Source organism: Acinetobacter sp. YH01005, from assembly GCF_013420465.1.
GTDB classification, from domain to species: Bacteria; Pseudomonadota; Gammaproteobacteria; order Pseudomonadales; family Moraxellaceae; genus Acinetobacter; species Acinetobacter amyesii.
In genome coordinates this window covers 83,426-103,969 of sequence record NZ_VOYA01000003.1, presented here as the reverse complement: position 1 = coordinate 103,969, position 20,544 = coordinate 83,426, and the positions used below count along the sequence as shown (strand labels likewise).

22 protein-coding genes are annotated in these 20,544 nt (G+C 42.4%); 9 read left to right on the top strand and 13 right to left on the bottom strand.

From position 1 onward, the window contains the following. Positions 1-43: 43 nt before the first annotated feature. Together FTT72_RS02060 and FTT72_RS02055 are read left to right on the top strand one after the other, a co-directional pair. Positions 44-1,762, top strand: coding sequence for a cation:proton antiporter (locus FTT72_RS02060; RefSeq protein WP_180177777.1), 1,719 nt, complete (start codon positions 44-46; stop codon positions 1,760-1,762). A gap of 183 nt (positions 1,763-1,945) precedes the next feature. Next, positions 1,946-2,188: a hypothetical protein gene (locus FTT72_RS02055; protein WP_078192731.1), complete on the top strand. Its 243-nt coding sequence runs from the start codon at positions 1,946-1,948 to the stop codon at positions 2,186-2,188. A 78-nt stretch (positions 2,189-2,266) separates the two neighbouring features. Here the strand turns inward: FTT72_RS02055 and FTT72_RS02050 are convergent, their stop codons facing one another. The 6 genes from FTT72_RS02050 to FTT72_RS02025 form a co-directional block, all read right to left on the bottom strand. After that, positions 2,267-2,545 (bottom strand): hypothetical protein, encoded by a 279-nt coding sequence (locus FTT72_RS02050; protein ID WP_078192732.1) that lies wholly within the window; start codon positions 2,543-2,545, stop codon positions 2,267-2,269. 105 nt (positions 2,546-2,650) lie between these two features. Continuing rightward, complete coding sequence (locus FTT72_RS02045) at positions 2,651-3,154, bottom strand: DUF6586 family protein (RefSeq protein WP_078189695.1); 504 nt, start codon at positions 3,152-3,154, stop codon at positions 2,651-2,653. A gap of 75 nt (positions 3,155-3,229) precedes the next feature. Further along, complete coding sequence (locus tag FTT72_RS02040; protein ID WP_180048843.1) at positions 3,230-3,592, bottom strand: ASCH domain-containing protein; 363 nt, start codon at positions 3,590-3,592, stop codon at positions 3,230-3,232. A gap of 42 nt (positions 3,593-3,634) precedes the next feature. Further along, positions 3,635-3,886, bottom strand: coding sequence for an RNA-binding protein (locus FTT72_RS02035; protein ID WP_078189697.1), 252 nt, complete (start codon positions 3,884-3,886; stop codon positions 3,635-3,637). An 86-nt stretch (positions 3,887-3,972) separates the two neighbouring features. Next, positions 3,973-5,961: an ATP-dependent helicase gene (locus FTT72_RS02030; RefSeq protein WP_168377891.1), complete on the bottom strand. Its 1,989-nt coding sequence runs from the start codon at positions 5,959-5,961 to the stop codon at positions 3,973-3,975. A gap of 119 nt (positions 5,962-6,080) precedes the next feature. Next, complete coding sequence (locus FTT72_RS02025; RefSeq protein WP_180177776.1) at positions 6,081-6,257, bottom strand: hypothetical protein; 177 nt, start codon at positions 6,255-6,257, stop codon at positions 6,081-6,083. Between the two features lie 87 nt (positions 6,258-6,344). Here FTT72_RS02025 and FTT72_RS02020 point away from each other — a divergent pair, with 87 nt between their 5' ends. Continuing rightward, complete coding sequence (locus tag FTT72_RS02020; RefSeq protein WP_180177775.1) at positions 6,345-6,740, top strand: transposase family protein; 396 nt, start codon at positions 6,345-6,347, stop codon at positions 6,738-6,740. Next, complete coding sequence (locus FTT72_RS02015; protein ID WP_039254797.1) at positions 6,688-7,158, top strand: IS5/IS1182 family transposase; 471 nt, start codon at positions 6,688-6,690, stop codon at positions 7,156-7,158. The genes FTT72_RS02020 and FTT72_RS02015 overlap by 53 nt, the downstream gene beginning before the upstream one ends. Before the next feature lie 349 nt (positions 7,159-7,507). On the opposite strand, the gene FTT72_RS02010 is transcribed toward FTT72_RS02015, so the two are convergent. Continuing rightward, positions 7,508-8,638 carry a glycerate kinase gene (locus tag FTT72_RS02010; protein WP_180177774.1) on the bottom strand — a complete coding sequence of 377 codons (1,131 nt, stop codon included), beginning with the start codon at positions 8,636-8,638 and terminating at the stop codon, positions 7,508-7,510. An 83-nt stretch (positions 8,639-8,721) separates the two neighbouring features. On the opposite strand from FTT72_RS02010, the gene FTT72_RS02005 reads away from it, so the two are divergent. Beyond that, complete coding sequence (locus tag FTT72_RS02005) at positions 8,722-9,171, top strand: carboxymuconolactone decarboxylase family protein (protein ID WP_180177773.1); 450 nt, start codon at positions 8,722-8,724, stop codon at positions 9,169-9,171. A 77-nt stretch (positions 9,172-9,248) separates the two neighbouring features. Here the strand turns inward: FTT72_RS02005 and FTT72_RS02000 are convergent, their stop codons facing one another. The 6 genes from FTT72_RS02000 to FTT72_RS01975 form a co-directional block, all read right to left on the bottom strand. Beyond that, positions 9,249-9,821 carry an HdeD family acid-resistance protein gene (locus FTT72_RS02000; protein ID WP_180021110.1) on the bottom strand — a complete coding sequence of 191 codons (573 nt, stop codon included), beginning with the start codon at positions 9,819-9,821 and terminating at the stop codon, positions 9,249-9,251. 126 nt (positions 9,822-9,947) lie between these two features. After that, positions 9,948-10,706, bottom strand: a complete 759-nt coding sequence (locus FTT72_RS01995) for a hypothetical protein (protein WP_180106018.1) — start codon at positions 10,704-10,706, stop codon at positions 9,948-9,950. A 169-nt stretch (positions 10,707-10,875) separates the two neighbouring features. Next, the gene (gene topA, locus FTT72_RS01990) at positions 10,876-13,518 is read right to left on the bottom strand and encodes a type I DNA topoisomerase (RefSeq protein ID WP_180005285.1); all 2,643 of its coding nucleotides are present in this window, start codon (positions 13,516-13,518) and stop codon (positions 10,876-10,878) included. A gap of 38 nt (positions 13,519-13,556) precedes the next feature. Continuing rightward, on the bottom strand, positions 13,557-14,006 hold the full coding sequence (locus FTT72_RS01985; protein WP_180005286.1) for an ammonium transporter: 450 nt from the start codon (positions 14,004-14,006) through the stop codon (positions 13,557-13,559). 70 nt (positions 14,007-14,076) lie between these two features. Then, a complete protein-coding gene (locus FTT72_RS01980) occupies positions 14,077-15,078 on the bottom strand; it encodes a hypothetical protein (RefSeq protein WP_180062920.1) in 1,002 nt (333 codons plus the stop codon). A gap of 132 nt (positions 15,079-15,210) precedes the next feature. Next, entirely contained in the window at positions 15,211-15,456 is a 246-nt protein-coding gene (locus tag FTT72_RS01975; protein ID WP_078189840.1) for a SlyX family protein, read from the bottom strand. A 34-nt stretch (positions 15,457-15,490) separates the two neighbouring features. On the opposite strand from FTT72_RS01975, the gene FTT72_RS01970 reads away from it, so the two are divergent. From FTT72_RS01970 to FTT72_RS01955, 4 genes are all read left to right on the top strand, one after another. Next, entirely contained in the window at positions 15,491-17,395 is a 1,905-nt protein-coding gene (locus tag FTT72_RS01970; RefSeq protein WP_180005288.1) for an ATP-binding cassette domain-containing protein, read from the top strand. A gap of 186 nt (positions 17,396-17,581) precedes the next feature. After that, positions 17,582-18,343: a 3-oxoacyl-ACP reductase gene (locus tag FTT72_RS01965; protein ID WP_180007158.1), complete on the top strand. Its 762-nt coding sequence runs from the start codon at positions 17,582-17,584 to the stop codon at positions 18,341-18,343. An 87-nt stretch (positions 18,344-18,430) separates the two neighbouring features. After that, positions 18,431-19,366 (top strand): LpxL/LpxP family Kdo(2)-lipid IV(A) lauroyl/palmitoleoyl acyltransferase, encoded by a 936-nt coding sequence (lpxL, locus tag FTT72_RS01960; protein WP_180055618.1) that lies wholly within the window; start codon positions 18,431-18,433, stop codon positions 19,364-19,366. Positions 19,367-19,398: 32 nt separating this feature from the next. Continuing rightward, positions 19,399-20,511 (top strand): glycosyltransferase family 4 protein, encoded by a 1,113-nt coding sequence (locus FTT72_RS01955; RefSeq protein WP_180177772.1) that lies wholly within the window; start codon positions 19,399-19,401, stop codon positions 20,509-20,511. The last annotated feature ends 33 nt before the right edge of the window (positions 20,512-20,544 follow it).

Below are 20,544 nucleotides of genomic sequence, written 5' to 3'. Positions count from 1 at the left end.
TGCTTGTCTTTTTTACCCTTAACTTAGGCTTAAGGAGTTTTTAGTGCCTCATGATGTAGAACTCATAATATTACTTGCTGTTGGCTTTGGTTTTGCCTTAATTTTTGGCTATATAGCTGCGCGCCTGCGACTTCCTCCCCTCATCGGCTATCTGATTGCCGGTATTATTATTAGCCCAAATACGCCTGGAGTAGTTGGTGACATCCATCTCGCTAACCAGTTGGCCGAACTCGGTGTCATGTTCCTGATGTTTGGCGTGGGTATGCACTTTTCACTCAATGATTTGATGCAAGTCCGTCGTATTGCCCTCCCCGGTGCCATTTTACAAATTGCAGTGGCGACCTTACTCGGTATGGGAATTTCCACGCTTTGGGGCTGGAGCATGGGTTCAGCTTTAGTGTTTGGCTTAAGTTTGTCGTGTGCAAGTACTGTCGTTCTACTCAAAGCCTTAGGTGATCGAGGCTTACTCAACTCCGTCAATGGTAAAATTGCCGTGGGTTGGCTCTTGGTTGAAGACTTGGTGATGGTTTTGGTCCTCGTCCTTCTGCCTGCTACTGCCGTACTGCTTGGCGGCCAACCGCTCACAGAAAGCAGTGCTGATGAAAATATTTGGCTGACCTTAGGTCTAACTTTACTCAAAGTTGCTGGCTTTATTGCCTTCATGCTGATCATTGGTAAACGTTTAGTGCCAATGATTATGCAAGTGGTTGCACGCTTAGGCTCACGTGAATTATTCACGCTCACCGTGGTTGCAGCAGCCGTGTCTATTGCCTTTGGTGCCTACAAGGTATTTGGTGTATCCATGGCACTGGGCGCATTTTTTGCCGGCATGGTGGTCAAAGAGTCTGACTTTAGTCACCGTGCAGAAGAAGAAACCCTTCCGCTTCGTGAAATTTTTTCGATTCTGTTTTTCGTCTCCGTTGGCATGCTGTTTGATCCACGGATCTTGATTGAACAACCGCTTCATGTCTTAGCTGTGGTCGGTATTATCATGATTGGTAAGACCATCGCTGCAATGGCATTGGTATTGTTCTTCCGCTACCCCATCAATACCGCATTAACCGTTGGGGCGAGTTTGGCGCAGATTGGTGAGTTCTCATTTATTTTGGCGACCTTAGGTGTATCTCTAAACCTCCTTTCCATGGAAGGTCAAAATCTGATACTGGCAGGCGCTTTAATCTCGATTACGCTGAATTCATTTATATTTTCTGCAATCGAGCCTATGCAGCGACTCATCCGTGAGCGCTCGAATTTGGCCCGTTTACTGGAACGTAGTAGTGACCCATTAGCCATGTTGCCGGATGAGGTCTCACAGGATTATCTGCGTGATCAGGTGGTGCTGATTGGTCATGGTGAAGTAGGTCGTCGTATTACCCGCGAATTAATGAATGAAAATATTAAAGTGGTTATTGCTGAAGAAAACCGTGAAATCGTGGAAAACTTGCGGGAAAAAGGCATCGCTGCGGTATCTGGTGTAGCAACAGAACCGGGTGTTTTAATTCAAGCCCATATTCAACACGCACGCCTTTTGGTCATTTCACCTATGGATATTTTAGATATTCATAAAATTGTCGACATTGCCAAAATGCTGAATCCGTCTATCCAAGTATTGGTTTGTGCGGAAAGCAAAGAAGAAGCTGAAGTCATTCGTCGCGACAATGTCGGTGAGGTTTATTATGCCAAAGAGGAAATGGCGAAAAATATGAGCAATCATATTTTAAATCAAATCCAAATTGCCCATCATCAAACACCGACACACTAAGTGCCTAAATAAAACGCTTAGGGGCGATACAAAAAAGGCGATGCATTTAAGCATCGCCTTTTTTAAACTGATAAAATTCAGCATTTTCAAAATTACAAATAATTGAATTTAAAATATATATTGATAAAATTAGCACCAAACGAAGCATCATGTTAAATACTTCAAACAAGAAACGAGAAAAACATGTACATCCTCTATTTAGGCCTTGCCATTATTTTAATTGGCGGTCTGGGCTTTCTCATCGCTGCATTTAAAACCAGTATTTTATGGGGACTGGGCTGTCTATTGTTTTATCCCATTTCCATCGTCTTTCTGATTCTGTATTGGCAAGATGCCAAAAATCCTTTTTTCTTACAGCTCATCGGGGTCTTTATTGTATTTTTAGGTTCGATACTGATCTCACCTACTGAACTGGGCACAGTCTAAGTGTCATTTTGGGCATAAAAAAACGCACCGAAAGGTGCGTTTTCATTATCATGATCCGCAAAGTCAGCAGCTATATGATTAGCTCATATATTTGGGCTTTTCATCAACCACTTCGGCATGCCATTCATCCACTTGTTTTTCTAACAAACCAAACAATGCAGCCTGAATCATTTGCTGAGCGATCACACTCATTTGATCGCCCAAAATATTGCGTAATTCTTCATTGAATTGGATAGTCACCAAAGGCTCTTTTTCTGAGCCTGCATTACGCAATGCCAACTCACCACCTTCCAATTGAACCAGCTCTAAAATTGCTTCCTGGTTCCCAAAGAGTTCTTTCAACTGTTCTATAGACATATATCCCTCCATGCGCAACATGGTGATAAAGGCATCTGCACTTTGTATTACTTAGATAATCTTATATCGGGTTAAATAAATTTATTTCAAGTAGCAATAGTCCAATTAGAACTCCACCATCTCGTTACGAAATCCATCAATTAATTGAGTTAGATCACGATGCCATTCACGCAAAATAGCGGTATCTGGCAACCATGCTTGCGGTGTTTGGGTAACTTTAATAATTAAATTTGAAGACGTTTCATCTTCTGGCTCTGGTGCAGACGGTTCAGGTGCATATTGACACATACGATGTGCGCGTTTCAGCTCTGCAATAAAGCCCTGCTTTGCCAATTGCTGCATAACAGTCACTTCAGGTGATACCTGACCTTTTTCAGCCATCAGCGTTTCAATCGACTTTAACGTGGGCGCAGGATCATTTAAACGATAGTAACGCACCAACTCTTGTAAAAACGCAAGTACTGCACCATGCAAATGAAAAACTGCTGCTTCGCGATAAGCCTGAGCTTGTTGAACATGATCGGTCTGCTCAGCTTGCTGACATGCAAGACGGGTAAAATATAACTTTTGATTGGTACGATCAGCATGAAAGCGAGCAACACGAGACATGAACAATTCCCTAAATTTTGGCGTTTTTCTACATGAATAAGCTTAAACGGATTTTTAGGAAATTCACAATAAATATTATGGATGATCGATTTCAATTAAATAAATGTCACGCTTGGCAGGAACAGGCATATCCCAATCAATCATCCTGATATTTTCCAGACGCCAAGCCCAGTACCCTGCGGCCCAATATGTCGCCTGCGCTTGCTCTACCTCTGTTTCAGTCCATGCATGAACGTCATATACATCGACCTTCGCCACTGCACGTCCAATATCTTCATCTCCGCTTTCATGTAAGTAGCGTTGATTTTCCACGATCACTAAATCTTTTAAAGGCAAATGTTCGGGCTGCCATGAGCGGACTTCAAGCGTTTTAAGCCCACACGCAATGTTCGAACCAGATGGCGCAACAATAGACAAAGCTGAGTAGCATTTTTTCATAGATCACCGATAAAAAAAGGAGCGTTACGCTCCTTTTTGAATTTATGCTTTAGGCTTATCTTCAGCCGCTTTTACGCGAATACCCGCACCTTTGACTTTCAAAGTATTCAGGCCTTTAATCGCTTTTACAGCTTCACGACCATTTGGCATTTCGACAAAACCAAACCCTTTCGATTTACCTGTGCTTGCATCCATAACAACAACAGCAGACTCTACTGCGCCAAATGGTTTAAACAGTTCAACCAATTCTGCTTCAGTAACTGAACGCTCTAAGTTACGTACTAAAATTTTCATTCAATCTTCCAAATAGACAGCATCATCAAAAAGCATTTGTCTATTTTGCTTTTTAACTTGCGTGTAAATCACGTCAAAAATCTATTTTAATCGAGATCGATACCAAAATCTAAATTAATCGATTTTCTTTCGATTAACGCACTTTTTACGGTTTGCTGACGGGTTTTATAGTGTGTTTCCAAACTACATAAATTTCGAGTTAAATCATTCATAAAATAACTTTCTACTTTACGCCCTTGCTCATCCACAGTTTCACGTGCCCAGTGGTTCAAGTTTTGCTTAGTCAAAATCAATTCATTTTGCGCACGTGTCAGCGCCACATATAACACGCGACGCTCTTCTTCCACCTCATCGAAATTACCCTGAGCACGTGCATGCGGGTATTGCCCTGGTGTCACATTCGCCACATAACAGACTTTTTGCTCCGTTCCTTTTGCCGAATGAATAGTAATTAACGTCACGACATCACTGTCAGATTGGCGTTCAATTTCAGAAATGGAAACTGGATCAAGGACATATTCTTCTAAGAATTCACTCAACTGCGTATGTTTGGATGCCAATTGTTTCACCAGATCAAAATCACCGACACGGCGATTCCAATCTTTTTTATAGTTCTCTTCCAGCTGCTCAGAAATCGCTTGAACAGCCAAGCTTACACATTCTTTGACCTGATCTTTCAACACCGACATTTGCTTCATCATCAGAATCGCTTGGTCAGGCACTTTGCCAAATTTTTCCAACTTGGTTGCAATGGCTTGCATTTCTGGCTCAAGTAAAATCTGCTGCGATAACTTACTCGCACCGACATCACCCACACCATTCCACAAGGTTAAAAAGCGCATCCACGCGATATCATCTAAAGGATTGGCCACTACACGCAGCACACTGAGCAAGTCTTTGACATGGGCTGTTTCAAGTAATTTCATTCCGCCAATAAAGCGATACGGCACGTTTGCGGCAATACAGGCTGCTTCAATATGACGAGCAGCAAAGCTTGAACGCACAAGCACCATATGATCCGACCATTTGCTGCCTTCGAGGTAATGACGCTCTTTAATATCAATGGCAATCCATTTGGCTTCATCAAACTCATTCGGGAAAATATGCATTTTCGGCTTAATCCCTTCACCACGATAAGCATCTAGGCGTTTGTCATATTTAATTTCACTTTCATCCAACAACCAATTCGACAGATCTAAAATTTCTTGGGTTGAACGATAATTTTTTTCGAGTTTGAAAATCTGTGCGTCGGGTACACGCTCTTTGAAATGATGAATATTTTCAAAGTCTGCACCACGGAAGCCGTAAATGGACTGTGCATCATCGCCGACACAGAACAAACTGACACGTTCTTTTAGTGGCTCAAGTAACGCCCATTGCAGCGGATTGGTATCCTGCATTTCATCAACCAACATGTGGCGACAAATCGAAGCGACATAATCGACCAATCCATCTGATTCCGCCAAGGCTTTCGCCACAATCGCCAAGATATCGTCATAATCTAAAAAACTACGCGCACGTTTACGAGCTTCGTATTCTTTCATGATATCCGCGATTTGATCTTTTAACGCAAAGTACTCAGGCATTTGCTTTTCCATGGCAATGCTGAGTTTTTGACGCGTATTCCGCGCAAAGGAATACAGATCACAGAGTTCTTTCGGCTTGGGCAAGTGGTTCGGGTTTTTCTTATCATCACGACCACGAATCAGGCGGAACATCATGAGCTGATCATCACGATCAATAATCGAAAACTGTTCTAGACCAAAGGCTTTTGGAATGCGGCGCAATAGGTACATACAAAAAGTATGAAAGGTTGATGCGCGTAACCCTTTGGCTTGCTCACCCAGAGCCAGCTCCACACGAGCGACAATTTCACTGGCTGCACGGCGAGTAAAAGTCAAAATTTGAATTTGATTGGCAGGCACGCCTTGATCAATTAAATAAGCTGCACGCGCCACGATGGTTTTGGTTTTACCACAACCTGCTCCTGCCAAAACCAAGCTATGCTGTGCTTCTGTTGTTGCGGCTTGTTTTTGTTGAGGATTTAATTCATCAATCAGGTTGGCTAAACTCATGGTGTCTCATCGTGCTATGTGAGTTGGTAGTTTAACAGAGCTATAGATAAATTATGAGTTTTACAATCTAGTAAGAAATCTTGATTACCAACAAAGTGCAACACTTTATAGAATTAATTTCATTTAATAATGCCACTTGCTATCGAAAGTTTTTCAATAGTTTCGCAGTTTTTTTCAAAAGTCGTTCCTGATAAATTCTGAATTGCTAGTTGAAAAGGTAATATTTCATTTTTCAAATTATTTGCTAGATGCCCAGCATCTTGAATCTGTTTATTTTCTAAAGCTAATTTATACATTAGATCTCTTTCATAAATCAAAAAACGATCTTCTTTTTGGTTAATATTTGCACTCCGGATTTCTTAGCATTCGTGCATAATCTGCGGATGAAATACATCGATTCAAACAAGCTTTCTGATCCTCAGTTCAAGCGATACACAGGCATCTCATGGTCAACTTTCTATTTGATGGTTGAGCAATTGAAGAAACATGTCCCTGCCAAAGGCAGACCGCCCAAGTTAAGCCTGGAAGACCAGGTTCTGCTCTGTCTAAGCTATTGGCGGGAATACCGAACCTTATTTCACGTTGCGACGAGCTACGGGGTTTCAGAGCCCACAGCCTCAAGAATTGTCCGTCATGTTGAAGACTGCCTGATTCGGTCCAATCTCTTTAATTTACCCAAAGATTTACCCGAGGGCGAAAGCATCGATTGGAATGTTGTGATCGTGGATGCCACAGAAATTCCAATCCAAAGGCCTAAAAAAACAGAAGAAAAGCTATAGCGGCAAGAAAAAGACCCACACTTTCAAAGTACAGGCCATCATTCATTATCAAACTCAAAAAATCCTGAGTTTATGTACGAGTCGTGGTGCCGTACATGATTTCGAACTCTTCAAACGTAACTTGAATCAGATTCCTGCAGGTGCATTTATCCTTGCGGATAAGGGTTATCAGGGAATTTATACAGTGTATCCAAATAGCTTGTTGCCATTAAAAGCAAAGAAGCGCTGTAAACTGGATTCCGAACTAAAAATCTATAATCAGGAAATCAATAAAAGAAGAATTGGAATTGAGCATGTATTTGGCAGTTTGAAAACCTTCAAAATTCTTGCTGAGCGATATCGCAATCGAGGCAAAAGACTAGCATTAAGATTCAATCTAATTGCTGGAATTTATAACTTGGAGCTGAGTGAAAAATGACTTATGAAAGAAATCTATTGCTAATTTTGAGTCCCAAACTTTACATGTTAATAAATTGCTTTTTACAGTTGCCTCAAACGAACTTTCAGAACTTAACTTCTTTAGAGCTGCCTGATCACTAGCAAGTTCATTTTTATAATTTTTATAATTTACATTAAATTCCGCTTCAGAAATTCGTTCTGCATAAATCGATGTGCTCATAAACACTATTGAGAGAATTATTATCGGTTTCATAAATTTAATTTGTTTAATGATTGAAGAGAAACAATAGTACAAAATAAACAAAGTTATTAGTCTTTTATTATAAAAAATTATTACTAAAATTTCAGTCCCTTATAACACTCTATTTTCATCTAATAACCCTAACCACATTCTTGCAACACCTTTCTAAATTTCTCTCACCATTTTTTAATGCATCTTCCAACTTACAATCTGGTGGATTAATCCCAACAATCTGTGTGAAACCTAAATCGTAGAGTTCCGCGATATCCTCACCAACCACACCAGCAAAAGCAATCACGGGCTTATTTAAACTTTTTGCGACCTGTGCCACGCCAAAAGGCGTTTTACCTAGCTTGGTTTGTTGATCAATTTTTCCCTCACCTGTCAGCACATAGTCTGCCTGTGCTATTTTTTCATTCAACTGACATTGTTCAATGACCAATTCCACACCTGATTGCATCGATGCACCCGCAAAAGCCATCAGCCCAAAACCTAATCCACCTGCAGCACCTGCACCTGCGACATCACGTAAAGCACAACCCAGTGTCGTTTCAACCACATCGGCATAATGACTGAGCTTCTGATCTAACTGACGCACCATCTCCTGCGTTGCGCCTTTTTGCGGGCCAAAGATATGGGATGCGCCATTATCACCACACAGCGGATTAATGATATCACTGGCAATGATGATCTCTGTTTGAGATAAACGGCTATCGAGTTGGGAAAGATCAAGAGTTTGAATGAGATGAAGATTGCCACCACAAACTGCGATTTCCAAGCCATTTTCATCTAAAAATTGCGCCCCCAATGCCTGTGCCATACCTGCACCGCCATCATTGGTCACACTCCCGCCCAAGCCAATGATAATTTTACTTACTCCAAAGTCTAGAGTAGCCTTGATCATTTCGCCCGTACCATAAGTTGATGTCAGTAAAGGATTTCGCTGAGCCATATCGACAAGATGAATACCATTGGCTTTTGCCATTTCAATCACCGCAGTTTTCCCACCGTCAATCAAACCGAAATACGTCGTCACACGTTGATTGGGCAAAGGACCTGTAAGCGCTATCGGCACTTTTTGACCGTGGCAAGCACTGAGTAACGCATCTACAGTTCCCTCACCGCCATCTGCCATTGGCACAGCGATGACATTTGCATCAGGTATGAGCTTTAAAATTGCACGTTGCATCGCATCACAGGCTTGTTGAGCACTCATACTTTCTTTAAATGAATCGGGCGCAAGAACAAAAGTGGTCATCTAAATGCTCAAAATAAAACTTGTCCTCAACCATAACGGTTTTAAAATAGCAGGTATATCTAAAAACATCAGAAAGGCTCAAAATGTCACGAATCAATCTAGGTCAGTCTGCACCAGAACTGTATAAAAAAGTTGCAGAACTTGATGCACTGGCAATGCAAAAAATAAATGAGTCTGGCCTAAGTGAAGGTTTAGCCCATTTACTGAAATTACGTGCATCCCAAATCAACGAATGTGCATTCTGTATTCGCATGCATGCGCAAGATGCACTTAAAACAGGTGAAAGTATTGAACGCATTAGCCTACTCAATGCATGGCGTGAAACTGCGTACTACGATGAAAAAGAACGTGCTGCTTTAAGCTTGATCGAAGCAATTACATTGATTGCCGAAGGCCAAGTTCCCGATGCAGTTTATGAAGATGCTCTACCCTTTTTAACGGATGATCAAATCAGTGCAATTGAATGGCTCGCGATTGTCATTAACACATGCAATCGTATCGCCATTAGTAGCCGCTATAGCGTGAAACCTTAACGGGTTGTACATATTAAAAGTGAATAAAAAAAGAGTGCCTCAGCACTCTTTTTTTATTTATCGGATCCGCAAGCAGCTTACTGCTCTGCCGAGCTTTTCGGCACTTCACGTCGAATATAAGAAGCCAAAGTAAGGTAGTTGACCCCTTGGAATAAAATATCAACCGCCAAGAATAATCCTAATACCCAAAATGGCGCATCAGGCGACATCAAAATGATCACACCTGTAATCAAGGTCAATAGACCTGAAAATAGTGTCCATCCCCAACCTTGAAATGCTCGAAATAGCACAGCATTAAAGATACGAATGACCCCTGCAATGATCAAGATAATCGCCAATAAATTAGTCAGGACAATGGCTGTTTTGACAGGCGTTGTAAATGCATAATAGCCTGCGACCAAATACAGCACACCAAATAGTGCCCAGAACCAGCGGTAGCCGCCTTCAAAAATTTTAAATGCCGCGACGAAGTGGATTACACCACCTAACATCATCAGCACACCAAAAATATAAATCACCGTAAGTGTCGCAAATGGCAAAGCTGCCAAAAGGACCAATCCGAAGACCACCAATAAAGCACCTAAACCGAGATACCACTTACGGTTTTCATGGAGCTGACTGCGAATTAAATCGTTGCCTACTGTTCTCATGTTTTTTCTCAAGTTATTCGTTATTCAATGGATTATGCAACTTTATGATGAAGAAAAATGAAAGAAAAGTCCAAATCTTATCCACACTGCTGACTTAGACTGTGGATAAGATAGGTTTTATCCACATTATTTTTTCCATCCCACTTCAATCGCTGTGATGTCATTCACCACAGTATCAGCTAAATCTTCAGGCATTTTACTTTGCGTCTGTGAGGTAGGAATATGCCCCGCCATTAGTTCAGCTTTTCTTTGTGGAAACAAAGGCTGCCTTTGGGGTTCTGCATAACCGACAGGGAAGATTGGCTGACCTGTGGCCAAATCGTACTTATCAGTTGCACCAAAAGCGTGTAATAACTCATGGGCTAAAACGATTTTATTCTGCGCTGTCTGTTTATTCGATGCAAATAAATTCACCGATCCAATTCGACCATTTTCCAAAGCTGTGGAATGTTTAAGTTCTTTGGTTTGGGTCGGATCGTAATAATTTAGAAAGAGCGTGACACTCGAAACACCATCTACATTTTCATGCTGCTGCCAAGCATAGTAGCGGAATTTCAAACTCCATAAGATAACGTCCAACATACCGGCGTCATTGGGTACTTTGGGAGGTAAAACTTTCAGCTCGCGACCTAACTTAAAATACACATAAGTCGGTTGCCCTCGGTATTTCTGTGCTGTCGCTTGTAAATATTGTTGAACATCGTTTAAATCATTGACAGAAAGCTGCTGTATATAAGCTTGTGTGCTCTCTCGACCATCAGCATTAATTGGATGTAACAATACAAAGATCGGTTTACTCCAGTCTTGATTTTTGTCTTTATAGGCATTGACTGCGACAACCAATAAAATCAGCAATAAGCACAGTACCCGAATTTTTTTCCACATTCCCCAAGATCTCAATTAATTTTTAGCGTTTATTTTCAGAATTAAAACAGAACATTCGTAGAATGTCTTGGTCAATTTAAAAGCTCAATCGATTACTTACTTTAAAAAATCCTTGATCAAAAGACATAAAAAATGCCGACCGAAGTCAGCATTTTATTGGTTTTAAAGCTTAAGCCTCAACCCACTTACCGTCTTGGTACACCAAAGACCATTTGGTTTGTTTGCCTTCAGCATTTTCAGAACCAATATATTGTGCTTGGTTTTTACGGCTGAATTTCACCAATGTTGGGTTTCCTTCAGGATCGACATCTGGTGCTTGTAAGATGAACTGATATTTTGCATCCAACTGATCTGCGACAGAACGTAGTTCAGCCACTTTCGGTGCACGAGTTTCACGTACTTTCGGGAACTTACTTGCAGCTAAGAATAAACCTGCTGCGCCATCACGAAGGACAAAGAAGTCATCATGTTTGGTTGAGCGTAAGTGTTCCATTTTAATCGGATCTACACGTGGAGGTGCAGGCTGACCACTCTTCAACACTTTACGCGTATTGTCACAGCTATTACATGCAAAGTAAGGACCGAAACGGCCTGTCTTCAATTGCATTTCGCCATCACATTTGTCGCACGGAATGGTTGGGCCATCATAACCTTTGATTTTGAACTCACCTTCTTCAAGCTCAAAACCAGCACAGTCTGGGTTATTACCACAGATATGTAACTTACGGCCGCCATCAATCACATAGCTATCCATGGCTGTTTCACAGATTGGACAACGTTTTTTCGACATTAAATCTGCTGTTTCTGCCGAGTCATCGTCAGACAGTGCAGCCAATGATTCTACAGGTGTTAGGTTCAAAGTCCCCTTACAACGCTCTTTTGGAGGTAAGTTATAACCGGAACAACCCAAGAACACGCCTGTAGTCCCTGTACGAATCTGCATCGGACGATCACATTCTTTACAGTGCACAGCATCCACTTCTACAGGTAAATTACGGCGCATGCCATTTTCACCCTGAGCTGTGGTTAAACGTGTTTTAAAATCACCGTAGAAGCTATTGAGTAACTCTTTCCAGTTACGATCACCATCGGCGACTTTATCTAGCTGACCTTCAAGATCTGCCGTAAATGCATAGTTCATCAAGTTATTGAAGTTTTCATCGAGACGGTCTGTCACGATTTCACCCATTTTCTCGGCGAACAAACGACGGTTATCGAGCTTCACATAACCACGGTCTTGAATGGTTGAGATAATCGCAGCATACGTCGATGGACGACCAATCCCTTTTTTCTCAAGCTCTTTGACCAATGATGCTTCAGTGAAGCGCGCAGGTGGTTTAGTAAAGTGTTGAGATGGGTCTAATTTTTCAAGTTTCAGTAATTCACCGACTTTTACAGCAGGAAGCAGTACATCATCATCCGATTTGTTTTGGCCACGCACTTTAGTGAAACCATCAAAGACCAATGTACGACCTTTGGCTTTGAGTTCGACGCCATTGGCATTGACTAAAATCGTTGATGATAAATATTCTGCAGGGGTCATTTGACATGCAACGAACTGACGCCAGATCAAGTCATAAAGACGCTGTGCATCACGCTCTACACCCACCAAACTATCGCCTTTTAGCGCGACATTTGATGGACGAATCGCTTCATGGGCTTCTTGCGCACCAGCTTTATTGCCGTAGCGATTTGGTTTAGCCGGTAAATATTTTTGACCAAACTCAGTTTCAATATGACCACGAACCATATTTACAGCGTCATCACTCAAGAATGTTGAGTCTGTACGCATGTAGGTAATAAAGCCGGCTTCATATAACCGCTGTGCCAACATCATGGTTTTCTTCACAGAAAAACCTAAACGTGTACTTGCTGCTTGTTGCAATGTAGACGTGATGTAAGGCGCGCTTGGATTAACCTTGGTTGGTTTGTCTTCACGTGCTGAAACTGTGTAGTCGGCATCTTTAATCAGGTTCAGTAAAGCATCCGTTTCAGCTTTATTGTGCAGTTTTAAAGTCTTGCCATTTTGCTTCACCGCTTCTAAGCGGATATCGTCTTTCTTCGACTTGGTATCTGCAAAAACTTGCCAAAATTCTTCTGGAACGAAGGCACGAATTTCACGTTCACGCTCAACCACAAGTTTAACAGCCACAGATTGCACACGACCTGCCGATAAACCACGGGCGATTTTTTCCCATAAGAGTGGCGAGATCATAAAGCCCACAATACGGTCGAGGAAACGACGGGCTTGCTGAGCATTGACTTTATCTGTATCCAGGCGAGAAGGATGTTTAAACGCTTCTTGGATGGCATTTTTGGTAATTTCGTTGAACACCACACGTTGATAACGTGAGTCGTCACCGCCAATTACTTCTTTTAAATGCCAAGCAATTGCTTCTCCTTCCCTATCCATATCCGTTGCGAGATAGACCTCGTCAACTTGCGATGCAAGCTTTTTCAGTTCCGCAACAACATGTTCTTTACCCGGTAGGACTTCGTACTGTGCCTTCCAGTCATTTTCAGGGTCTACACCCATACGATTAACCAAAGCTTTTTGTGCTTTTTTGGCTTTTTCAGCTTCAGTTAATTTCGCACGAGTTACTGGCTTTTTCTCTGCTGTTTTACTCGAGCCGCCTGTAGGTAAATCACGGACATGACCCACCGATGATTTTACGATGTAATCAGAGCCCAAATATTTATTGATTGTTTTCGCTTTTGCAGGCGATTCCACAATCACTAACGCACGCTTTTTCCCAGCATCGGCAGATTTTGCTGTGGTACTTTTAGATGTGGACCGAGGAGCGTTCGCCATAGTTAACCATCATTCCTGTTTAATAGGTTTTTTAAAATTTAAAGTTCAGCCAATGAATGTAAAAATGCTTTCATATCTTCAAGCTGTGTGGCTCTTAAGTCAGATTCTTCGTTCCAATAGAGTCCTACACAGTTTGCCTGCATATCAATAGCATAAATGCCCTTTAATGTAATGGCTAAATCCTTGAACTTGTCATCACCATGTACCAGTTCAAGTTTGTCATCGACCACTAAAGCACGCATTAAAGGCAAACGCGCATCTGGAATCAGCACACTGTAATACGCCACCATACTGGCACGTTTTTCAGAAGCCATTGGAATCTTGGTCCAAGCAGGTGCAGCCACTAAACGTGGGTGCAGCCCCATCTTACGCGCCTTCTCGCGCATAATGCCCAAGGCTTTTTCTCTAGGATTTACTCGAAGTCCAAAAATCGACCCAAGTACAAAGACCACAATAAAAACGGTAACCCAGATTCCAGTATTTTCCATAGCACAACCTTTATATTCCTTTATTAGAGTTGCATAAGCGCAATATAAAACGCAAGTTCACTCGATAAAATTAATTCAGGAACATCTCGTGGCTATACAGCACTTCGTGACCATTCCAATAGATATATCCTTTTTCGATCAACTCTTTAAGTAATAGTCGAACATCAGATTGTGGGAACATTTGCTCCAATAAATCACGTAAGGCGTAGATATCTTTTGGTTTATCTGACTTTAATTCATGCAATTTTCGGATCACTTCCATTTGCACAGGATCAATCTTATTGAAATTTTTAAATAAGCCTTGCTGTGCAGCCTGAATCATCGATGCCGTATCATCAGTATTTGAGGTTTGATCTTCGAGTGAAGCAGAAAATGCATTCAGGTCTGTTTTGATGGGCAATGCTGTTTCAGCAGTCGCATTTAAATCTAGCTGCACCCATTGTTTGAGTACTTTTTTTCGAATCGAAATCTGCTCATCAAAGCGTTTGACGATTTTTAGATTGATCAACATACCGACCAAATGCTGAGCTTTTTCGCTAGAGACTTGCAAAATATTCATCAGCGAGTTTTTCAGTTTATCCAAACTGTTTGGCTTGCCACTGAGTTTTTCCAGACCATCACAATAGTGTTTAATCAGTAATAAATCAGGTTTATTCCGAATGGTTTCTAGGTCAGGAATCTTATACTTCACTTTATGTGAAACTTCTTGTTCTGACTGAATTTGAATGAGATGTGCACTGAGTCCAGAGCCATCCAATTGTTCCATCAGTAATTCAATATCAGACATTGCTGAAATGACTTCAATATGCGAATCTAGATCCATCAAGGCCATCAGTTGCCCCACAATCACCGCATATTCAAATTCTTTTTGCGGCGTTTCTGGAATATCCAAAACCACCAATTGACCACTCGCAATCCACCCTGCAATTTCAGTCAAATCTTCAAGTGCATATTCAAATTTTCCGCTGCAGCTAAACACATACAAAGTACTGTAATGCTCAATGATATTGCGCAATAGATTTGCTGTGGGCTGGTTATTTTCCAAATCTAGCAGGACAACTTTTTGACTCATGAGATGAAATAATGGGTTTCGATCAGCAGATGCGGTGCATTAGACCTGTCACGCTGCAAAAGGTCAAATAAATTTACACCAATCCACAGCTTTGGCGCTGATTCGTCATCTACCTGTCATTCAATAGTGACATTAATAATGCGGTGGGCGGTTGGTCATTGGGTCAAATGCCGCAATACCTTCAGATAAATCTGCCGATTCAATACGACGATACAACATCTGCATTTGTTTCTTTAAATCAGCGATTTCGGCGTTTTGACGCGCAACTTGATCATTCAGTTGGTCAACTAAATCATCTAAAAATGCAATTCGGACTTGCAAATCTTCAATGGGTGCGGAAAATGACGCCTGTTCATCAAGATTTTGTTGTGTAGTCAATTTACACTCCTCATATAAGATTTCAGGAAACATTATGGCCTATATTACCTTAAGGGACGTCCAGCTTGCGTTTGGCGGACCTTCCCTACTCGACGGCGCGAACTTCAGTTTAGAACGTGGCGAGCGAGTATGTCTAATCGGTCGTAATGGTGAAGGTAAGTCTACTTTACTTAAACTGATTGAGGGAACTTTATTGCCAGATGGCGGTGAAGTTTCATTGCAAAATGGCATTACGATTTCAATGCTTGCGCAAGATGTACCCATGGATTCGGGCAAAGTCGCTGATATTGTAGCCGATGGTGCTGGTGAAGCTGCAACTGTTCTACGTGCTTATCATGAAGCCAGCGAAGCCTGCGTACTCGGCGATATGGACGCCTGTGAGCGCATGGGTAACCTACAACATCAGATGGATCAAATGGATGGCTGGTCACTTGAAACTAAAGTGAATGCCATCCTCAGTAAAATGGGCCTAGACCCAGAAGCTGACCTTGCAGATTTGTCTGGTGGTCGTAAGCGTCGTGTTCTATTGGCACGTGCTCTCTTAACGCAGCCCGATGTATTGCTACTCGACGAACCGACCAACCATTTGGACGTTGAAAGTATTGAATGGCTCGAAAAATTCTTACTCGATCAAAACAACTTAACTCTGTTGTTTATTTCGCATGACCGGTCATTTGTCGACAATATTGCGACTCGTATCGTGGAACTTGACCGCGGCATTTTGCGTAGCTATGAAGGCAACTATTCACGTTACCTCGAACTCAAAGCTCAGCAAATGGAAGCTGAAGAAAAGCAAAATGCGCTATTCGATAAAAAACTCGCTGAAGAAGAAGTATGGATTCGTCAGGGCATTAAAGCGCGTCGTACCCGTAACGAAGGTCGTGTTCGTGCCTTAAAAGCATTGCGTGAAGAGTCTAAAGCGCGCCGTTCCCAACAAGGTAAAGTGAGCATGGCAACGCAAGATGCGCAGCGCTCAGGTAAAGTGGTCTTTGAAATTGAAAACTTAGCTGTGCAATTTGGCAACAGCGCGCCAATCATTAAAGATTTTTCGGCACTGGTGTTACGTGGTGACCGGATCGGTTTGGTCGGTGACAACGGCGTGGGTAAAACCACTCTTATCAAAGCTATTTTGGGTGAGCAAGAACATACTGGTACAGTGAAAACAGGTACACAGCTTGAAGTTGCTTACTTTGATCAGCTTCGAAATGCACTTGATCTTGAAAAATCAGTGAAAGATAACGTCTCCGAAGGCTCAGACCATGTCGATGTAAACGGTAGCCGTCGTCACATCTACAGTTATTTACAAGACTTCTTATTCTCTCCAGAACGTGCACGTACACCTGTTAAAGCACTATCTGGGGGTGAGCGTAACCGTATTCTGTTGGCTAAGCTTCTACTAAAACCATCGAACCTTATCGTGATGGACGAACCGACCAACGACTTGGATATGGTGACGCTTGAACTGTTGGAAGAAATGCTCAGCGCTTACAAAGGCACACTGTTACTGATTTCGCATGACCGTGCCTTTATGGACAACGTGGTGACTTCGACTTGGGTATTTGATGGTAAAGGTCAAATCGATGAATACATCGGAGGTTACCAAGACTATTTGGAACAGCGTCCTGACCAAACTGTCGTGGATCAAAAAAGCGATGTGAAAAAAGCCATGGCTAAAGCCGAAGCAGCGGCTGCCGCTGCGGTGCCTAAAAAAGTCAAGCTCAGCTATAAAGACCAACGTGCCCTAGAACAACTGCCGACTGAAATTGAAGCATTGGAACAAGAGCAAGCTGAATTGTCTGAAAAATTAGCTGACGGTTCTTGGTTTATGACTGACGCTAATGCTGCGACCAAAGCATCACAGCGTCTAGCTGAAATTGATGACGAAATGCTGGAAAAAATGGAACGTCTAGATGAGCTAGAAACACTTGCTAAAGGCTAAGTCCACAAAGATTCCATACAGAAAAAGCCGTATTTCGATACGGCTTTTTTTATGTCATATGACTCGACTGGATGGCTAACCTAAATGACGCTGTTTTAAATTGGAGCATACAGCGTTTGTAAAGACGATTCCGCTAATGTGAAAAGCTTGCTATGGTGACGTTCAACATAAGATTGAGTCACGAGCATGCAAATTTCAGATCAAATTGTCTTGGTTACAGGGGGCGCACGTGGCCTCGGTTTGGCAATTAGCCAAACGTTAATTGCTGAAGGCGCACGCGTGGTCGTGAACTATCTATCCAGTCAAACTGCAGCAGAACAGTTGGCGACCGCATTTCCTCAGCAAGTGTTTGCCTATCAAGCAGATGTCACCGATAAAGCTCAAGTAGAACAGCTTTTTGCGGCGGCGGAAGTACATTTTGGTACCGCAATCACCTCTGTCGTGAATAATGCCCTCATCCATTTTCAATTTAATGGCGATGCCCGTCCTAAAATGGAAGAACTGACTGCACAGCACTTACAGCAACAGTTTGATGGCGCAGTCGTCGCTGCACTCAACACCACGCAAGCGGCGCTTCCCAAGATGAAAGCACAGGGTTTTGGTCGCATTGTCAATATTGGCACCAACTTGGTACAAAACCCTGTCGTGCCTTACCACGACTACACTGCAGCAAAAGCGGCACTTTTGGCCTTCACTCGCACAGCGGCGCATGAGCTGGGTGAGTTTGGGATTAATGTGAATATGCTTTCAGGTGGCTTATTACAAAGCACCGATGCCAGTAAAGCGACGCCCGATGCCGTGTTTGATTTAATCGCGGCATCAACACCTTTACGCACAGTGACCACGCCTGAAGAATTTGCTGCGGCCATCATGATGTTCTTATCCCCATACTCACGTGCGGTCACCGGGCAGAATTTGATTGTCGATGGCGGTTTAGTCAAAGGTTAAGTCTAGCGCAGCATGAGGTTGAACTTTCTCTTTCAATTCAGCTTCATGCTAAACTGAACCCTATTTTTTAATCTTTGATTTAGCCCTATGAGTCAAAAGCCAACATATCAACCCGGAAAATTCCAATGGTCTTTCTTACTTCCTCAGTATTGGGGAATATGGATAGGGATTGTATTTCTTATGATTTTGGCGATTCTTCCATGGGCAGTTCAGTATCGACTTGGGCAACTCCTCGGTTCTGTTGCATTTAACAATCTTAAGTCACGTCGTAAAACCACGATTCGCAACATGGAAGTTTGCTTTCCTGAATGGACGGCAGAACAAGTTGAGGCCAATGCACGACAGGTTTTTATCGACCAAATGATTGGCATTTTTGAAACCTTAAATGCATGGTACAGCCCGCAGTGGTTCAAAAATCGGGTGCAAATTGAAGGCTTAGAACATATTCAAAATGCACAAGCTGAAGGCAAAGGTATTTTGCTCCTCGGCACACATTCTACCCTGCTCGATGCAGGTGGCTATTTATGCGCACAGTTCTTTGAACCGGATGTGGTTTATCGTCCGCAAAATAATCCGCTGTTGGATATGTTGATTGTGCGTTGCCGTGCCACCATCTATGCCAACCAAATCGACCATGATGATATGCGTGGCTTGATTCGTAATCTGAAAAATGGCCATGCCATTTGGTACAGTCCCGATCAAGACTTTGGTTTAAAACAAGGGGTCATGGCACCATTTTTTGGTACTCCAGCAGCCACTGTTACTGCACATCGTCGCTTATTAAAAATTGCTAAAGCCGAGGCGATCCCGTTGTATTTTTATCGAGACGGCGACATCAGCAACCCTCAATATCATGTATTGATTGAACCTGCTTTGGACAATTTTCCGAGTGACGATGAAGTTTCGGATGCTATTCGAACCAATAAAATTATTGAAAATCAGCTGCGAATCGCACCGACACAATACATGTGGTTCCATCGCCGCTTTAAAACCCGCCCACAAGGCTATGACAAAATCTATTGAGTTCAACTCAGCACATAAAAAAGAGAAATGCTATGAAAGTGATGCAGCTTTTACCTGAATTGAACAGTGGTGGTGTCGAGCGAGGAACCTTAGAAATAGCTCGTGCTTTAGTGACCGCCGGTCATGAGTCCTTAGTGGTTTCAAATGGTGGCCGTATGGTGACTCAATTGGAAGCCGAAGGCTCAACTCATCTCACGCTCGCAATCCATAAAAAAGCCTTATCAAGCTTATGGCAAATTCGTCCTCTACGTAAACTGATTGAGCAACATCAACCAGATATCGTGCATGTGCGCTCACGTGTCCCCGCGTGGCTCACGCATTTTGCCCTCAAAGAGATTCCTGCAAACAAACGACCTCACCTGATTTCAACTGTACATGGCTTTTATTCGATAAATCGCTACAGCCAAATCATGACGCAGGCTGAAAAAGTCATTGCGGTCTCGGATAGTGTTGTCAAATACATCACGGACAACTACAAAAACTGTCCTACCAAGGACATTGTGCGTATTTATCGTGGCATCGACCCTGCTGCTTTTCCACATGGCTATCAACCCTCAGCACAGTGGCTCAATCAAACCCTAAAAGACTTCCCTGAACTAGAAAATAAGCGTCTGATATGCTTACCAGGCCGTATCACCCGTTTGAAAGGTCATGAAACCCTAATCCATTTAATGGAACAGCTACGAACACAGTATCCCGACGTACATGCGGTGGTGGTCGGTGGTGCAGATCCGAAAAAAGCAGCTTATTTACAAGAAATGCAAGACAGCATTGCGGCGAAAGGACTGAGTGATCGGATTACTTTTGTCGGTCACCGTTCAGATATCCGTGAATGGTTAGCTTTTAGCGATTTGGTTTTATCTTTGTCGAGCCAAGCGGAAACCTTTGGACGGACTGTACTCGAAGCACTGTCTGTCGGTACACCTGTGATTGGTTGGAACCGTGGTGGCGTAGCTGAAATTTTATCGAATGTCTATTCGCAAGGTTTAGTCACTGTCGATGATGAAACACAATTACTCGACACTTTAAAGTTGCATTTAGACCAACCACAACACGTGCAGCCTATCAGTATGTTTAGTTTAAAAGAGATGTGTGACCAGACTTTGGAGTTGTATACGCAGGTGGTCTCTCAGCATTCAGCTTGATTGACTACACTCCATAGATCTTTGCTGTGCAGG

What these genes read in the sequence shown, in the direction of transcription:
- FTT72_RS02005 (WP_180177773.1), top strand. Translation starts at nt 8,722, where the DNA reads ATGTCACGAATCAATCTAGGTCAGTCTGCACCAGAACTGTATAAAAAA.
- FTT72_RS02015 (WP_039254797.1), top strand. Translation starts at nt 6,688, where the DNA reads ATGCCACAGAAATTCCAATCCAAAGGCCTAAAAAAACAGAAGAAAAGC.
- FTT72_RS02030 (WP_168377891.1), bottom strand. Translation starts at nt 5,961, where the DNA reads ATGAGTTTAGCCAACCTGATTGATGAATTAAATCCTCAACAAAAACAA.
- FTT72_RS02000 (WP_180021110.1), bottom strand. Translation starts at nt 9,821, where the DNA reads ATGAGAACAGTAGGCAACGATTTAATTCGCAGTCAGCTCCATGAAAAC.
- FTT72_RS01995 (WP_180106018.1), bottom strand. Translation starts at nt 10,706, where the DNA reads ATGTGGAAAAAAATTCGGGTACTGTGCTTATTGCTGATTTTATTGGTT.
- FTT72_RS02040 (WP_180048843.1), bottom strand. Translation starts at nt 3,592, where the DNA reads ATGAAAAAATGCTACTCAGCTTTGTCTATTGTTGCGCCATCTGGTTCG.
- FTT72_RS01985 (WP_180005286.1), bottom strand. Translation starts at nt 14,006, where the DNA reads ATGGAAAATACTGGAATCTGGGTTACCGTTTTTATTGTGGTCTTTGTA.
- FTT72_RS02055 (WP_078192731.1), top strand. Translation starts at nt 1,946, where the DNA reads ATGTACATCCTCTATTTAGGCCTTGCCATTATTTTAATTGGCGGTCTG.
- FTT72_RS01980 (WP_180062920.1), bottom strand. Translation starts at nt 15,078, where the DNA reads ATGAGTCAAAAAGTTGTCCTGCTAGATTTGGAAAATAACCAGCCCACA.
- FTT72_RS02010 (WP_180177774.1), bottom strand. Translation starts at nt 8,638, where the DNA reads ATGACCACTTTTGTTCTTGCGCCCGATTCATTTAAAGAAAGTATGAGT.
- topA (WP_180005285.1), bottom strand. Translation starts at nt 13,518, where the DNA reads ATGGCGAACGCTCCTCGGTCCACATCTAAAAGTACCACAGCAAAATCT.
- FTT72_RS02050 (WP_078192732.1), bottom strand. Translation starts at nt 2,545, where the DNA reads ATGTCTATAGAACAGTTGAAAGAACTCTTTGGGAACCAGGAAGCAATT.
- FTT72_RS02025 (WP_180177776.1), bottom strand. Translation starts at nt 6,257, where the DNA reads ATGTATAAATTAGCTTTAGAAAATAAACAGATTCAAGATGCTGGGCAT.
- lpxL (WP_180055618.1), top strand. Translation starts at nt 18,431, where the DNA reads ATGAGTCAAAAGCCAACATATCAACCCGGAAAATTCCAATGGTCTTTC.
- FTT72_RS01970 (WP_180005288.1), top strand. Translation starts at nt 15,491, where the DNA reads ATGGCCTATATTACCTTAAGGGACGTCCAGCTTGCGTTTGGCGGACCT.
- FTT72_RS02020 (WP_180177775.1), top strand. Translation starts at nt 6,345, where the DNA reads ATGAAATACATCGATTCAAACAAGCTTTCTGATCCTCAGTTCAAGCGA.
- FTT72_RS02045 (WP_078189695.1), bottom strand. Translation starts at nt 3,154, where the DNA reads ATGTCTCGTGTTGCTCGCTTTCATGCTGATCGTACCAATCAAAAGTTA.
- FTT72_RS02035 (WP_078189697.1), bottom strand. Translation starts at nt 3,886, where the DNA reads ATGAAAATTTTAGTACGTAACTTAGAGCGTTCAGTTACTGAAGCAGAA.
- FTT72_RS01955 (WP_180177772.1), top strand. Translation starts at nt 19,399, where the DNA reads ATGAAAGTGATGCAGCTTTTACCTGAATTGAACAGTGGTGGTGTCGAG.
- FTT72_RS01965 (WP_180007158.1), top strand. Translation starts at nt 17,582, where the DNA reads ATGCAAATTTCAGATCAAATTGTCTTGGTTACAGGGGGCGCACGTGGC.